The 15615-nt window shown below is 47.6% G+C and carries 11 protein-coding genes; 2 read left to right on the forward strand and 9 right to left on the reverse strand.

The window, feature by feature from the left end; translation table 11 throughout:
* Positions 1-127: 127 nt before the first annotated feature.
* The 3 genes from pflA to adhE form a co-directional block, all read right to left on the reverse strand.
* Positions 128-865, reverse strand: coding sequence for a pyruvate formate-lyase-activating protein (gene pflA / locus PDUR_RS17840; protein ID WP_042207496.1), 738 nt, complete (start codon positions 863-865; stop codon positions 128-130).
* Between the two features lie 149 nt (positions 866-1014).
* Positions 1015-3276: a formate C-acetyltransferase gene (gene pflB / locus PDUR_RS17845; protein ID WP_042207497.1), complete on the reverse strand. Its 2262-nt coding sequence runs from the start codon at positions 3274-3276 to the stop codon at positions 1015-1017.
* Between the two features lie 283 nt (positions 3277-3559).
* The gene (adhE, locus tag PDUR_RS17850) at positions 3560-6181 is read right to left on the reverse strand and encodes a bifunctional acetaldehyde-CoA/alcohol dehydrogenase (RefSeq protein WP_042207499.1); all 2622 of its coding nucleotides are present in this window, start codon (positions 6179-6181) and stop codon (positions 3560-3562) included.
* An 865-nt stretch (positions 6182-7046) separates the two neighbouring features.
* Between adhE and PDUR_RS17855 the strand changes: the two genes are divergently transcribed.
* Positions 7047-7763, forward strand: a complete 717-nt coding sequence (locus PDUR_RS17855) for a Crp/Fnr family transcriptional regulator (RefSeq protein ID WP_042207500.1) — start codon at positions 7047-7049, stop codon at positions 7761-7763.
* 180 nt (positions 7764-7943) lie between these two features.
* On the opposite strand, the gene PDUR_RS17860 is transcribed toward PDUR_RS17855, so the two are convergent.
* The 6 genes from PDUR_RS17860 to PDUR_RS17885 all read right to left on the reverse strand — a co-directional run bounded on the left by PDUR_RS17860 (position 7944) and on the right by PDUR_RS17885 (position 14263).
* Positions 7944-8735, reverse strand: coding sequence for a formate/nitrite transporter family protein (locus tag PDUR_RS17860; RefSeq protein WP_042207501.1), 792 nt, complete (start codon positions 8733-8735; stop codon positions 7944-7946).
* 35 nt (positions 8736-8770) lie between these two features.
* Complete coding sequence (gene nirD, locus PDUR_RS17865) at positions 8771-9091, reverse strand: nitrite reductase small subunit NirD (protein WP_042207502.1); 321 nt, start codon at positions 9089-9091, stop codon at positions 8771-8773.
* A gap of 28 nt (positions 9092-9119) precedes the next feature.
* On the reverse strand, positions 9120-11549 hold the full coding sequence (gene nirB / locus PDUR_RS17870) for a nitrite reductase large subunit NirB (protein WP_042207503.1): 2430 nt from the start codon (positions 11547-11549) through the stop codon (positions 9120-9122).
* Between the two features lie 237 nt (positions 11550-11786).
* Positions 11787-12491 (reverse strand): iron-sulfur cluster repair di-iron protein, encoded by a 705-nt coding sequence (gene ric, locus PDUR_RS17875; RefSeq protein WP_042207505.1) that lies wholly within the window; start codon positions 12489-12491, stop codon positions 11787-11789.
* Between the two features lie 111 nt (positions 12492-12602).
* The gene (locus PDUR_RS17880; RefSeq protein WP_042207506.1) at positions 12603-13328 is read right to left on the reverse strand and encodes a hypothetical protein; all 726 of its coding nucleotides are present in this window, start codon (positions 13326-13328) and stop codon (positions 12603-12605) included.
* Between the two features lie 341 nt (positions 13329-13669).
* Complete coding sequence (locus PDUR_RS17885) at positions 13670-14263, reverse strand: TetR/AcrR family transcriptional regulator (RefSeq protein ID WP_042207508.1); 594 nt, start codon at positions 14261-14263, stop codon at positions 13670-13672.
* Between the two features lie 125 nt (positions 14264-14388).
* Between PDUR_RS17885 and PDUR_RS17890 the strand changes: the two genes are divergently transcribed.
* On the forward strand, positions 14389-15603 hold the full coding sequence (locus PDUR_RS17890; RefSeq protein WP_042207509.1) for a macrolide family glycosyltransferase: 1215 nt from the start codon (positions 14389-14391) through the stop codon (positions 15601-15603).
* Positions 15604-15615 lie beyond the last annotated feature (12 nt).

Genomic DNA, 15615 nt, shown 5'->3' on the forward strand with positions numbered 1-15615 from the left:
TCCATGCTCCGAAGAATATCGGACTGTGAAAGCAGCTTTTATTGTGCACGGTTGAGTGACACTCATCCGTTATTAAAAATCAGAACCTCGCTCCGGATTCCCGATTAATATTCAGGTTGAAATAATATTATACAAGAGCCGTCTGCTTGCGACCTTCGTCGATAAGCTGGTATGCCCGCTGCACTTCTTCATCGGTAGGACTTGGCACACCTTCCAGTTCGTAAGGCTTACCAAGCATTTCCCACTTATAGACCCCCATCTGATGATAAGGCAAAATTTCGAACTTCTCTACACCTTTCAAAGTCCCGATAAACCGGCCCAGATTGAGCAGATCTTCTTCCTTATCATGAATTCCAGGTACATAAACAAGACGAATCCACATCTTGCGTCCGTGATCGGACAGCCAGCGGGCCAACTTTAGTGTACGCTCATTCGACTTTCCAGTCAGCTTGAGATGAGCCTCGTCATCGATGTGCTTGAGATCCAGAAGCACAAGATCCGTTACGTTCAGGAGGTCCGTAATTTTATCTCCTTCGTTATATCCATTGGAATCCAGAGTCGTATGTAAATTCCAACGTTTCTTCACTTCAGTGAACAGTTGTTCCACAAACTTGGCCTGAAGCGTCGGTTCTCCGCCGGATACGGTCAGTCCGCCACCAGAAGTACGGTAATAATTCAGGTAAGGTTCGATTTCCTTAAGAATCTCTTCTACAGTTACTTCTCTTCCCTCGTCTAAAGCCCATGTATCCGGATTGTGGCAGTATTGACACTTCATTAAACACCCTTGCATAAATAAAATGAAACGGATACCAGGCCCGTCTACGGTTCCAAAGGTTTCCAGAGAGTGGATACGGCCTTTAATCATAGGTGGTCATCCTTTCTTCACGACTGGCTATCAATCAAAAACTTAAAATTTTAACAATATCAGCACAAGATTTTACCGCCCTTGAATCAAGGGCGGTATCACCTTGCATGTTACAGCATATTTAAAGTTTAATTTACGTTAGAGACAACTTACATCGATCCGTGGAACGTACGGTTAATAACATCGAGTTGTTGTTCACGAGTCAGCTTGATGAAGTTAACGGCATAACCGGATACGCGGATGGTGAGTTGCGGGTAGTTCTCAGGATGTTCCATAGCGTCCATCAGTTGTTCGCGGTTAAATACGTTAACGTTCAAGTGATGACCTTTGCTGTGGAAATATCCGTCCATCATGGATACCAGGTTCGCCTTGCGTCCTTCTTCATCTTTACCCAGGGCCTTAGGAACGATCGAGAAGGTATTGGAAATACCGTCAAGGCTGTCTTCATAAGGCAGTTTAGCTACGGAGCTCAGGGAAGCAAGAGCACCCTTCTTGTCGCGTCCATGCATTGGGTTAGCACCAGGTGCGAACGGTTCGCCTTTTTTACGTCCGTCAGGCGTAGTACCGGTTTTCTTGCCGTATACAACGTTCGAAGTAATTGTCAGAATTGATTGAGTCGGCAGGGAATCACGATAAGTTTGATGTTTACGAATCATGTTCATGAAGGACTCAACCAGTTCAACTGCAATGCTGTCAACAGCATCATCGTTGTTGCCGTAGCAAGGGAATTCACCTTCGATTTCGAAGTCTACTGCAATGCCTTGTTCGTTGCGGATCGGTTTAACTTTAGCGTATTTGATCGCGCTCAGGGAGTCGGTAGCAACCGACAGACCAGCGATACCGCAAGCCATCGTACGCAGAATGTCACGGTCATGCAGTGCCATTTCAATGCGTTCGTAGGAATATTTATCATGCATGTAGTGGATAACGTTAAGAGTATTGATGTAAGTCTTAGCAAGCCATTCCATCATCGGTTTGAAGCGGCTGATTACTTCGTTGTAATCGAGCACTTCGGAAGTAATGCGCGGATATTCAGGTCCGACTTGAACGCCGGATTTCTCATCCACACCACCGTTGATAGCGTACAGCAGAGCTTTAGCCAGGTTGGCGCGTGCGCCGAAGAATTGCATTTGTTTACCGATGCGCATTGCGGATACGCAGCATGCAATACCGTAGTCATCGCCATAGATCGGACGCATCAGATCGTCATTTTCGTATTGGATCGAGCTAGTCTCGATAGATACTTTGGCGCAATATTTCTTGAATCCTTCAGGAAGCTTCTCGGACCACAGAACAGTCAGGTTCGGCTCTGGAGCCGGTCCCAGGTTGTACAGAGTGTGCAGGAAACGGAAGCTGTTCTTCGTAACGCGAGTTCTTCCGTCCACGGACATACCGCCGATGGATTCTGTTACCCAAGTCGGGTCACCGGAGAACAAGTCGTTGTACTCAGGAGTACGAAGGAATTTCACGATACGCAGTTTCATAACGAAATGGTCAACAAGCTCTTGAGCTTGCTCTTCAGTCAAAGTACCCTCTTCAACGTCGCGTTGAACGTAGATATCCAGGAAGGAAGATACCCGTCCAAGGGACATCGCGGCACCGTTTTGTTCCTTGATAGCAGCCAGGTAGCCGAAGTATACCCATTGGAAAGCTTCTTTCGCAGTGTTCGCAGGTTTGGAAATATCAAGCCCGTGCGCAGCAGCCATTTCTTTCAGCTCGCTCAGGGCACGGATTTGCTCCGACAGCTCTTCACGAAGACGAATGACGCTTTCGCTCATGGAATCCACTTCAAGGTTAAGCTGATCTTGCTTCTTTTCCTTGATCAAGAAATCAATACCGTACAGAGCAACACGGCGATAGTCGCCGATAATACGGCCGCGGCCGTAAGCATCAGGAAGACCCGTAATGATGCCCGCTTTACGAACGGCTCTCATATCATTTGTATATGCATCAAAAACGCCTTGGTTATGCGTTTTGCGGATATTCGTAAACATGTCAACAATGTTGCTCGGAAGTTCGAAACCATAGGCTTTGGTAGCATCGATCATCATCTTGATACCGCCGAACGGTTGAATCGAACGTTTGAAAGGCGCATCTGTTTGAACGCCTACAATTTGTTCCTTGTCCTTGTCGATGTAGCCAGGTTTGTGAGAAGTGATGGTGGAAACCGTGTTAAGATCAATATCCCACACGCCGCCTTTTTCTCTTTCCTCTTTGCTCAATTGGGAAATAATTTTCCACAATTCGTTAGTGTTGCTGGTTGGACCCACGAGGAAATCTTCGTTTCCTTCATAAGGTTTGATGTTCTTCTCGATGAAATCATTGACGTTGACATGCTTGCTCCATTTGCCACTAACAAATCCACGCCATCCCGACTTAACTTCTTGTACTTCTCTTTCAATCACCGACATGCTAATCCCTCCATATATTTATATGATTTGTAGAGATCGCGGGCTTGAAGGTTAATCCCGTGTCTCGTGATCCCACGCTGTTATCTGTAACAAAATCCATAATTGAAGTTCAATAACTGGGATCTTATATAAACATCTTAGTTTACTTTCCCGGAGAAAACTGTGACAAATATCACCATTCAGCATCTTTTCGGTGATATTTGTCACTCAAGGGACAATCCCAGTTTGAACTGTCAAAAAGCCTATTTCTGTATATGCATTAAGCCTGATTCAGACTTAAAAATTAGTTGTCAAATCTGCCGTAGAAGGCATTACGGTATACGTCGGCAAGTTCGCTTACCAGCGGCAGCTTCGGATTGGCAGTTGTGCATTGGTCTTCGAAGGCTTTATCGGCCAAGTAGTCTACATTGGCTTCGAAATCCTTCGGATCGAAGCCCAGTTGCTGGAAGGAATCTTCGATACCCAGTTTTTTGTTCAACTCGCGAATGGCGTTGATCAGGCTGTTGATACCTTCTTCGGTAGTGCGGGCAGGCAGTCCCAAAATACGGGCGATTTCAGCGTAGCGCTCGTCAGCCACAAAGTGCGAATATTTCGGGAACGAAGCGAACTTCGAAGGTTTTTTCGCATTGTAGCGGATAACGTGCGGCAACAGGATAGCGTTGGTGCGTCCATGAGGCGTGTGGTATTGACCGCCCCATTTGTGCGCTAAGCTGTGGTTGATGCCAAGGAACGCGTTGGCAAAGGCCATACCGGCCAGCGTCGATGCATTATGCATTTTCTCACGGGCAAGCTTGTCGGCTTCCAGTGCGGATTTCTCCAGATATTGGAATACCAACTGAATAGCTTTGATAGCAAGACCGTCGGAGTAGTCGCTTGCCAGGATGGACACATAGGCCTCGATCGCATGTGTCAGCACGTCCATACCCGTATCAGCAACAGCTGTTCTCGGCAAGCTATATACGAATTCCGGATCGATAATGGCTACGTCAGGAGTAAGCTCATAATCGGCCAGCGGATACTTCATATTTGGAGTAGTTGTTTTGTCGGTAATAACCGCGAAGGAGGTTACTTCCGAACCAGTACCCGAAGTTGTAGGGATTGCAACTAATTTCGCTTTAATGCCCAGTTTCGGGAATTTGTAGACCCGTTTGCGGATATCCATGAATTTTTGCTTCAGACCATCAAAGTCAGCATCCGGATGTTCGTAGAACAGCCACATTCCTTTTGCAGCATCCATAGAGGAACCGCCGCCAAGGGCGATGATGCAGTCCGGCTGGAATCTGTTCATCATGGCAGTACCTTTTTCAACTGTAGTTGTCGATGGATCCGGTTCAACTTCCGAGAACACTTCGATTGCTACAGGAGTTTGGCGTTGACGCAGGTAGTGCTCAACTCTTTCCACATAACCCAGTTTAACCATCATCGGGTCGGTGATGATTGCTACACGAGTGATGTCAGGCATTTTGGCCAGGTATTGGGTTGCGCCTTTTTCAAAGTAGATCTTCTCCGGCAGTTTAAACCATTGCATATTCACGGTACGACGATTCACCCTTTTCACGTTGATCAAGTTAATGGCAGTAACGTTTTGGGATACCGAGTTGCGGCCATAGGATCCGCAGCCCAGAGTCAGCGAAGGGATGTTCGTGTTATAGATGTCGCCGATTGCACCATGGGTGGAAGGCGAATTTACGAGAATACGTCCGGTTTGCAGACGGTTGGAGAATTTCATGATTACTTCTTCGTTGTTCGAGTGGATAGCAGAGCTATGCCCCATGCCTCCGAATTCAACGATCTGAGCCGCACGCTCGATGCCTTGGTCCGCATTCTTAACTTTGTAGCAAGCCAGAACCGGGCTCAGTTTCTCAGCGGACAGCGGGTATTTCGTGCCCACGCCTTCGAGTTCTGCAATCAGGATTTTGGTGCCTGCAGGCACTTGAATTCCGCACATTTCAGCGATTTTTACAGCGGATTGACCGACGATTACCGGGTTAACCGCGCATTTTTCTACGTTCATCGCGCCGTTGGTCAGCTTGGCAGCTTCTTCTTTGTTGACAAAGTAGCAACCGTTGGCGATCAATTTCTTCTTCACTTGGTCGAAAATCGGCTCTTCGATGATGATAGCCTGCTCGGATGCGCAGATCATGCCGTTGTCAAATGTTTTCGAAAGAATAATGTCATTTACCGCTTGATCGATATCAGCGCTCTTTTCAATGAAGGCAGGTACGTTACCAGGGCCTACGCCAAGAGCCGGTTTGCCGCAGCTGTATGCCGCTTTAACCATTGCAGATCCGCCTGTTGCCAGGATCAGAGCCACACCATCATTGTTCATCAGTGCGTTAGTTTTATCCATTGTCGGCTGCTCGATCCATTGGATGCAATTCTCCGGTGCGCCGGCTTTGACAGCAGCATCATGCAAAATCTTTGCAGCAGCGGCACTACACTCTTGCGCAGATGGATGGAAACCGAATATAATAGGATTGCGTGTCTTGGCGGCGATCAATGCTTTAAACATCGTGGTGGATGTTGGGTTGGTTACCGGTGTGATGCCCATAACGATGCCAACTGGCTCGGCAATCTTTTGGAAGTTGTCATAAGGATTATCTTCGATAACACCTACAGTTTTGTCATACTTGATTCCATGGTAGATATATTCTGTAGCAAAGATGTTCTTGGTGATCTTGTCTTCGTAAACACCGCGGCCAGTTTCTTCAACTGCCAGTTTAGCCAGGTACATATGCTTGTCGAGTCCGGCCAGCGCCATAGCATGAACGATATTGTTGACTTGCTCTTGATCAAGGGCCATATAAGCTTCTTGAGCTTTCTTTGCTTTATCTACCAATGTCTGAATATATTCTTCAGCGGTAGGTTGTTTCACTTGGGCGGCCACTTCATTCTTTACTGCCATTTCCCTCGTCCTCCTGTCAATTTGTGTTTGTTCCTCTCTACAAAATCGATAATATCACATCATGTGCCACTTGTATAGTGAAATCTTTCACAAAGTATAAAAATTTTTTTCTTCTATTATAAAACCGCTTACATTACGCCTCTTTTTTAGGGCCATCCTTCCTATATCCTTCTCTTTCTATGCTTATTAATCTCAGACTAACAATCGTTTCTATAGAAGAAATCAATGCCTTTATCCGGGAAATTGCATAAGTTGTCGCTTGTTAGCAGAACTATCCATGCTATTATTCCTAATTTTAATTAAAACTGAGGTTTTTTTGCAAAAGAAGGCTTCATGCTCCGCCGCGCCGCTGATCCGGGAAGCTTTCAAGATCACTGGGAATATGCCAACAAAATAACTTCTTATATAGTATGATCAATCTCCGGCAAAAAAATCGGAAAGCCCCACAGCAGTTCATTACCATTTCTTCGGGTAAGAGCAAGGCGGAAACGTAATAGTCTCCCGATTTGACCCAGATTCGTACAACAACATCATTCAAGCCGGAATAAGCAATCATGTTCATTGTTCTGACCGGCTTATGTCAGCTCTTAAAAAGTTGTGTCTTAAATCACATTCTACTTGCCTAAGGCTTAACCATGTTTTATATTAAGAAAAGCTGTTTGCTCCCTTTCGGGTAACGAAAACAGCATTATTAGAAAAACCTATTAGAAATCACACTAAAAATCGCGCTTTTGAAGTGAAAATAATCACAATGTTGAAAATTAGACACTTTTTCCGTGATTTTTCCACCCACAATTAAAAAATTCATTGTATAATTAATTTAAAATTTATTGAAAAACTGAGGGAATAAAGGGGGATGTCGATTATGAAAGAACATACGAATGTTATCGAAGCCCACGGAAACACTAACTGTTTCTCCGAACAAAACTTTAACAGACTGCTAGTAACGATGAAAGAAAGGTTGGTTCCGGAAGGCTCTCATTTATTCTGGGAAGGCGATTATTCGGATAAGCTGTTTTATCTCAAACGCGGACGCGTCAAGCTGACAAAATCCACGGATGAAGGCAAGGAACTCATACTTTATATGTATCAAGCCGGCGACATGGTCGGCCAAGCCGATCCCTTCTTCAGCACGAAGCACAGCTTCACTGCCGAAGTGATCGAGGAGAGCGAGGTCGGTGTGATCGAACACAAAGATCTCGAAATTCTGATCTGCCAGCACTGTGATTTTGCCATCGACTTTATGAAATGGATGGGTATTCATCACCGCCTGACGCAAACCAAGTTCCGCGATTTGATGATGTACGGCAAACCGGGCGCGCTCTGCTCCACGCTGATTCGTCTGAGTCATACGTACGGCGAGAAGAACGGCGAGGCTATTCTGATTAACAAAAAAATTACACATACCGACTTGTCCAACATGATCGGCGCGACTCGCGAGAGTGTTAATCGTATGCTTAGCGATCTTCGCAAAAAAGACGCCGTAGAATACGAGAACGGCATGATTGTTATTAAAAATATTGAGATGCTTCAGGAAATCTGCCATTGTGAGATGTGCCCAACCGAGATCTGCCGAATCTAACATCCCAACTATTTTACCCTATTCTTTCCTCAGTGAATCATAAATTGTCCGTGTTTTTGACCCTTTGATTTTCGTGGTCAGGGCGCCCTGTTTGGGCGCTTTTTTTCTTTTATTTCAGAAAAAAACGGCAAGCCCCCAACCCATCGGAGACATGCCGTTTGTTCTCATAATACTTAAATCCTATCGCTTGCTGCGGACGGAACGGACGGGCGAAATGACCCAATAAGCCATGCCGACGAATACGCCGCCGCCGATCATATTGCCCAGCGTGACCGGAATCATGTTATGCAGCCAACCGGCCAAGCTGACGGTCTCCGGATGGTTCGGCAGCAGCAGTGCCACGCTCATCAGTGTCATGTTCGCCACACTGTGCTCGTAGCCGCTCGCGATGAAGGCAAGCAGACACCACCAGATCAGCACCAGCTTGGCGCCTTCGCTCTTCGCTCTGGACGACATCCAGATCGCCAGACAGACGAGCCAGTTGCACAGAATCCCGCGGAAGAACAATTCGGAAAAAGGCAGGCTCATCTTTTTGGCAGCAGCGGCGAAGAGCAGATGATCCGGGGCAGCGGCCTTGAACAGTCCTGTTCCTTGCACCAGCCAGGCCAGGAGCAGCGCGCCGGCAAGGTTGCCGAGAAAAACGATGATCCAGTTCTTGATCGTATCCCATACGCTCGTTCTGCCTGCCAGAGTGCTGGCGGTAAAGAACATGTTATTTCCGGTAAACAGCTCTGAACCGGCAAAGATGACCAGCGTCAGCGCGATGCCGAAGGTTGCTCCCATTACGAGCGGCTGGAAGGGCGACTTGGCCGCTGCCAGAGGCGCTCCCAAAGTAAAGATCAGGATGATGCCGATACCGACATAAGCGCCGGCAAGCAGCGCGGCCAATGCATAACGCGGCAGGCTTTCGTTCATTTTGTCGCGTTTGGTAACCGCAGCAGTAATAATATTTTCCACACTTTGCGTAAACATGCCCCTAACACCTCATTATTTTTCTCTGACTATCCTTAAATCCCGATAACAACGGTATCTCCGTCAACATGAACCGGATAAGCCGCCGCCTGTCCCTTGTCGGGCGCCTGAACCTCGCCGGTGCGAAGATCGATTTTCCAATCGTACAGCGGGTCGTACAGGTAATGCCCGGATACGATTCCCTCGGCCAAAGGGCCGCCTTTGGGATGGGGATTGCGGTTCTCCAGAGCGTAGAACTCGTCTCCCGAAGTACGGAATACGGCCAGTTCTTTGCCTTCGATAACGATCACGCGGCCGATTTGCTTCAAATAGTCCTCTACCTTGCCTGCGGCATAGGTCTGTCTTGCTGCTCCCATCGTTCTCTCTCCTTTTGCCCGGATTGATTTAACGGATTTCTGTCGCTTCAAACAGCGCAGAGCGTGTCGCGCCGTCGTTCAGCATTTTTTTCCATGGATCTTGGACCTGGGTCAAGGCGAAGTCGATGCGCTGCGCAAGCGCCTTACGCTCCTCTTCGTTGTCCAGAATGACTGTCTTGATATGCTCCAGCCCCATCCGTTCCACCCATTCAGATGTTCTTTCCAGGTAATTGCCGGTCTCACGGTAGTACTGCATTACGGCGGAGCAGATCTCCACCAGTTCATCGTCCGTCTTCACTTTACAGAAAGAATCCGCTATCCGCGGCTTGATGCCGCCGTTGCCTCCGATGAACACTTCCCAGCCTCCATCGTTGCCGACAATGCCGATGTCCTTCGTGCAGGACTCTGCGCAGTTCCGCGGGCAGCCGTTCACGGCCATTTTAAATTTGGCGGGGAAATCAAGCCGCTCATACTTCCGCTCCAGCAGCGCTCCCATGCTCATCGAATCCTGTGTGCCGAACCGGCAGAACTGAGAGCCTACGCAGGTCTTGACCGTCCGCAGCGATTTGGCATAAGCGTAGCCGGAAGGCATGTCCAACTCTTCCCATACTTTGGGCACATCCTCTTTTTTAATACCGATCAGATCCAGACGCTGTCCGCCGGTTACTTTGACGACTTTGACATCATACTTGATGGAGACATCGGCAATTTTCTTCAGATCTTCAGGGGTTGTCACTCCGCCGTACATGCGCGGAACGACAGTGAACGTGCCGTCTTTCTGAATGTTAGCGCTCATCCGTTCGTTGACGAAGCGCGATTCCTTCTCGTCTTTATGCGTATCCGGATAGATCATACCCAGATAATAGTTGACCGCCGGACGGCATTTCGAGCAGCCCTCCTCCTGTTTCCAGCCAAGAACGTTCATGACCTCTTTGGTCGTTGTCAGCCCTTTGGCCCGGATTTCGGCCACAATTTCATCCCGGCTGAGCGTTGTACAGCCGCAAATTCCGGTCTTCATGCTCTGCTCGAAGCCGTCGCCGAGCACGTACTGCAGAATTTGTTCTACGACCGGCTTACAGCCTCCGCAGGATCGGGTAGCGCCGGTGCAGGCCTTGATTTCGTCCACGGTTGTAAAGCCGTTCTCGGTGATGGCATCGACAATCGCCTTCTTGGTCACGCCGTTGCAGCCGCAGACAATTTCCTCGTCGGACATGCTTTCGACGGACGCCGTCTTCTTGGCCCCGCCTCCTCCGCAGCAGCCGGTGCCCATAACGTCCGCATAGATGTCATCGGTCATCTCCGCACCTTGTTTCACCAGCTTCTGCAAGCTGGCTGATTCCGTCACATCGCCGAACAGAACGGCGCCGACTATGAGGTTATCCTTCAGCAAAATTTTCTTGTAGGTTCTCTTCCAGTCATCCTTGGCGGAAATAACTGTGTGCTCCGGCGTATCAATGAATTCCCCGGCAGAGAAGACGTCCACGCCGGAAATTTTCAGCTTGGTCGAGACGACTGAACCCTCATAAGGCTTGGTTTCAACGCCGCATAAATACTTCGCAAGCACCGTGCCTTGTTCAAACAGCGGGGCTACCAGACCGTAGCAGACACCTCGGTGCTCGGTGCATTCCCCGACGGAATACACATCCGCAAGCGACGTTTGCAAATAGTCGTTAACGACGATGCCCCGGTTCACCTCAATGCCGCTGTCCTTCGCCACCGCCACATTCGGCTTAATGCCGACAGCCATGACCACGAACTGCGCCTCCAGCTCCGTACCGTCGTTAAAGCGCAGACCGCTTACCCGCTCATCGCCGGTAAGCTCCACTGTCTGCTTGCCCATGGCGAACTTGACACCCTGGCGCTCCAGTTCCGCTTTCAGCATCGAAGCGGCGGTATGGTCCAGCTGGCGCTCCATCAAGTCCTCCATCAAATGGACGACGGTTACGTCCATACCGAGGTTCACGAGCCCCTTCGCCGCTTCCAGCCCGAGCAGTCCGCCGCCGATGACAGCCGCTTTGCCATACTGCTTCGCAGCTTCAAGCATCGCTTCGCAATCGGAGATGTCGCGGAAACCAACGACGCCTTCCTTAGTGCTGCCCGGGATCGGCAGAATGAACGAATTGGAACCGGTGGCGATAATGACTTTATCGTAATGAGCGGTCAAACCGTTCTCCGCAATTACCTGCCGCTTGTCTCCGTCAATGCGGGTTACCGTAGTTCCCGTATGCAGAGTAATGCCATTATCCTTGTACCAGTTCCGGTCGTTCAGGATAATATCGTCCACCGTTTTGCTTCCTTCAAGGACGTAGGACAGCATAATGCGGTTGTAATTCGGATGAGGCTCGCTGCCGAAGACCGTAATGTCGTATGCGCCGCCAAGCTTCAAAATCTGTTCAATGGTTCCGACGCCTGCCATTCCGTTGCCGATCAGCACTAATTTTTCTCGATTCGATGTCATTGTCAGGTCCTCCTCAAAGCTTTGATTGTCATCTATCGTATCTTTATACCGGAATTATACAGTTTACATTTTTATGCCGCGTGACCCCAGTCACACCAATCGTGAAAGTTTTCACACTAACTTGTAACAACTTTTAATGCTCCCCCTATTGACAAACCGCTCATTTTAGTCAACCCAAAACAGCCGATTCTCCTGAAACAATCACGTCTCGGAAAATCGGCTGCTATAAAAAATCAATTATTGATATCGCGGGAATAGAATATTATTCTCCAGATGTACATGCTCAAAGGTCATGCCTTCCAGTTCTTCCAGCCGCGTATAGGTCAGACGATAAGTTGTGCAGGCATGCTCAGGTGGAGTGAAGTCGCCAGTGACGGCTCGAAGCTGTCTCAGAATGTTCCCCGCGGCGTCATGCTCCTCTTCCAAATTGTGAAGAGCTCCCCGCAGCGCGGCCAAAGATTCTTCGTCTCCCTTTTGCTCGTAGGCAAGAATACTCGGAAAATCCTGCGCTTCTTCCTTCGCCGTATGCTCCAGCAATTCGTCCTTCAACTGGTTGAACAGGCGGTACAGCTCGGCCAGATGCGGGGAGTCTCCGCCGTGCGCATGAAATACCTTGGCAACGTTCTGTCCGATCAGCGGCAGCTCTTCGCGCAAATAGCGGTGATGCTTGCTCACAATATGGCCGATCAGCGCTTCGGACGATGCCTCGTTCCATACGGTATCTTCTTCCAGAATAGGGTGCTCCTCCACCAGCTTGTACAAATCGCCGAGGACGGCGCCCGCATCTAAACCGAGCTCGTCCGCTGCCGACCGAAGCGGCTTCGCGCCGCCGCAGCAGAAATCGATTTTGTTCGCCTTGAAGTAGTCCGCTGCTTTGGGGAACTGCAGCACAATATCTCTTACCATCGTATCACTATTGAATAAAGGTTGTTTTATGCTCATTATGGCTCCTCCTCAGGGGTGCTGGTTTATCTACTCTTACACCTTAACCCTGAAGAGAGAGCTTCCGTGTGATTGGAATCACGGCAAATCCATCAACATTTTGAACAGATCTTATTGCACATAGGCTTGCATGTAAGTGCGCTTGCCTGCGGCGTCCTTCAAGTACGGCCCGAGTCCGGCAAATTTGGCCTGATTGACATACACGCCGGTCATCCATCTTCCTTCCGTCAAACCGCCATCCCATTGAAGTACAAGGTCCGGAGCCGCAATCCATTCCTGAAAAACGCGGACACCCCTGTCCGTGTATGCTTTGCAAGGCTTTTTAAGCTCCCGAAAACGGACGTCATTGACATAGGTGGGCACAAAATAGGCCGATATCGTCTCCAGATCATCACCGTCCAGAAATGCCTCGGCGCCCAGAAAAGGATGAAGCAGCAGCGTTTTTTCAAACAGAGACCAAATTACCGCCTGAAGAATCAGGCTTTGTCTTCTGCCGTTATGAAACGTGTAGGTGCGACGCTGATCCGATACATTCGTTCTGCTTTCCGATTCGCCCTTTTCCAAACAATGTCTCTCACAACCGATGCATTTCCAGCCCGAGGGCCCTTGAATCCATTTCTGAAACACCGTGCCGCCGTCGCCGTTACCTTTGTATAGAGAAGAAATTATGCTGTAAGGCACTGCAATCGTAGCGTCCCATAACGAGGCAGGCATGTGGCTGTGCAGCATGAACAGCGTCTTATCATAAATGAGCTGCACTTTAACGGATGCCGTTTCCAGCTCGGCGACATCCTCCTTTCCATAACCTACTTCCCGTGAAAGCAGAGTGGTCTTCATCTTGCTCGCCTCCCTCAATTTACCCCGCATGGCGGGGGAATTTATAAAGGAATGAATTCAGGTGTGTACAGCAATCCGAAAGACATAGCCGTTACGTCACGATGTGTAAAGGTAGTTTGACGCAGCATTTTAGTAAGCGCTTCCAATAAGCAAGGGACATTCGTTTTTTTTATTATATTACTTCTTTATGGCCTTTGTGCAAGTTTTTTCTCAGGGAAAATATGCAAACCACAAAGTACCCGTCATTCTTTGGAATGGCGGGCGGTTTACTCCGACTGAAGCCGATACTTCGCCCGGGGGATTCCGAGCTGCTTTTTGAACGCTTTGGAGGATGAGATCTATCACAAACTCTCCAATTGATTCGCAAGACTATATAAAATATCAGGCACATAAATGCCTTGTTCAATAAATGACTTTCCAAATTCACTCATGATTTTTCTCATCTCTTCAAAAGACAACGGCATATCGTTCTTAAGCCAGTCTACTATGATCGTAAATCCTCCTGCAAGTTGATACTGGATTGAATATTTAAAATGTAATTCTTTTAATTTATCTGTATTTGTATGTTCTTTATTATACAGATGCACTAAATATTTTATAAATTCCTCAACGCGTTCATTTAGTAAACAATCAGGCACAGCTTTGATGACTTTTAGTAAAGATTCACGATGTTTCTTCAAGTGAGCAAAGAGGAGATCAGTAAGAACATCATTCTCATTAATGCCCTGCCATTTTTTTATTATTAATAGACGCTCTTTAAATATATCATCTAAATATTGGATAATGATGTCATCTTTACTTTTATAATTCCTGTAGAAAGTCTGTCTGGCGACTCCTGCTTTTTTTGTAATACTGGTAATTTTAATCTGATCGTAGGGTGTAGTCTCCAACAATAACAGCAACGCCTCAAAAATCCATTCTCTTGTTTGATGCAACACTTTCACCTCTTTTGTCTATTTTCGTCGTTAAAGTCTCTATTAAAATTGAACTCTATTTTTACATATACTATAATTTATTCCATCACATGGTACAATTCTAATCCAAATGGAGGTTGATTAAAGTGAAAAAAACTCATATTGCCATGATTAATATTCCTGCTTTCGGACATGTTAATCCAACTCTAGCCGTTGTATCGGAGCTCGTTCAAAGAGGCTATAGAGTGACTTATCCGGCAACAGAAAAGTTTATACCGGATATTGAGCAAACGGGGGTTTCGGTTATTCCCTATCATTCGCCCTCAATGGATATTTTAGATCAACTAGATCATGTTAAACAAATCAATGAAGCCATAAGCAGCAATGCGGAAAATCTCCACATGAAATTCATTGAAGAAGCGATTTCCACATATTATCAATTGGAGCAGATGTATGCGGATGATCTTCCGGATTTAATTCTGTTTGATTTTATAGCGTTGGCCGGAAAACTGTTCGCTGCAAAGCACGGCATTCCTGCGGTACGGCTGTACTCTTCCTATGCGGAAAATGAGCATGTATCGGCGTTACCTGAGGTTTCGGACGAGATCAAGAATGAATTGGCGTCAAAGCTCAAGGATTTTTCGGAGAAGGAAGGGATTCCGTTTGCATCCTTTATGGAATTATTCGCTCCGGAGAAATTAAATATTGCCTTTATGCCTCGGGCTTTTCAGCTCAAAGGAGATCTGTTTGACGAACGCTTCCTGTTTATTGGTCCGTCTATTGGCAAGCGCAATTATGATGAGAGCCTGCCGATCGATGAGAATCATGAGCGCCCTGTCATGCTGATATCGCTCGGTACGATTTTCAACCCATGGCCGGAATTCTATACCATGTGTATCGAAGCTTTTCGCGACTCCGGCTGGCAGATAGTCATGTCTACAGGATCTAAGATCACTCCGGAAAGCTTGGGGGATATTCCAGATAACTTTATTGTCCGCCAAAAGGTCCCGCAGCTTGAAATTCTCCCTCATACCCGGTTGTTTATCACGCATGGCGGCATGAACAGCACGATGGAAGCGTTGAGCAACGGCGTACCCCTGGTTGTCGTCCCGCAGATGTTTGAGCAGGAAATCACCGCCCGCCGCGTAACGGAATTGGGACTGGGGAAGCATTTTCTGCCGGATGAAGTAACCGTTCAAGTATTGCAGAAAGCGGTTCAAGAAGTTTCAGAGGATGAGCAGCTGCAGCAGCGTGTATATGATATGCAGAAGAACATTCAAGAGGCCGGCGGAGCTAAAAAAGCCGCTGAAGCCATTGAAAAGCTTTTACACAGCCAAAAAAATGCACAAGTTGCACACTAAAGATCTTTTTGC

Origin of the sequence: Paenibacillus durus, assembly GCF_000756615.1 — a bacterium.
Lineage (GTDB): Bacteria > Bacillota > Bacilli > Paenibacillales > Paenibacillaceae > Paenibacillus_AQ > Paenibacillus_AQ durus.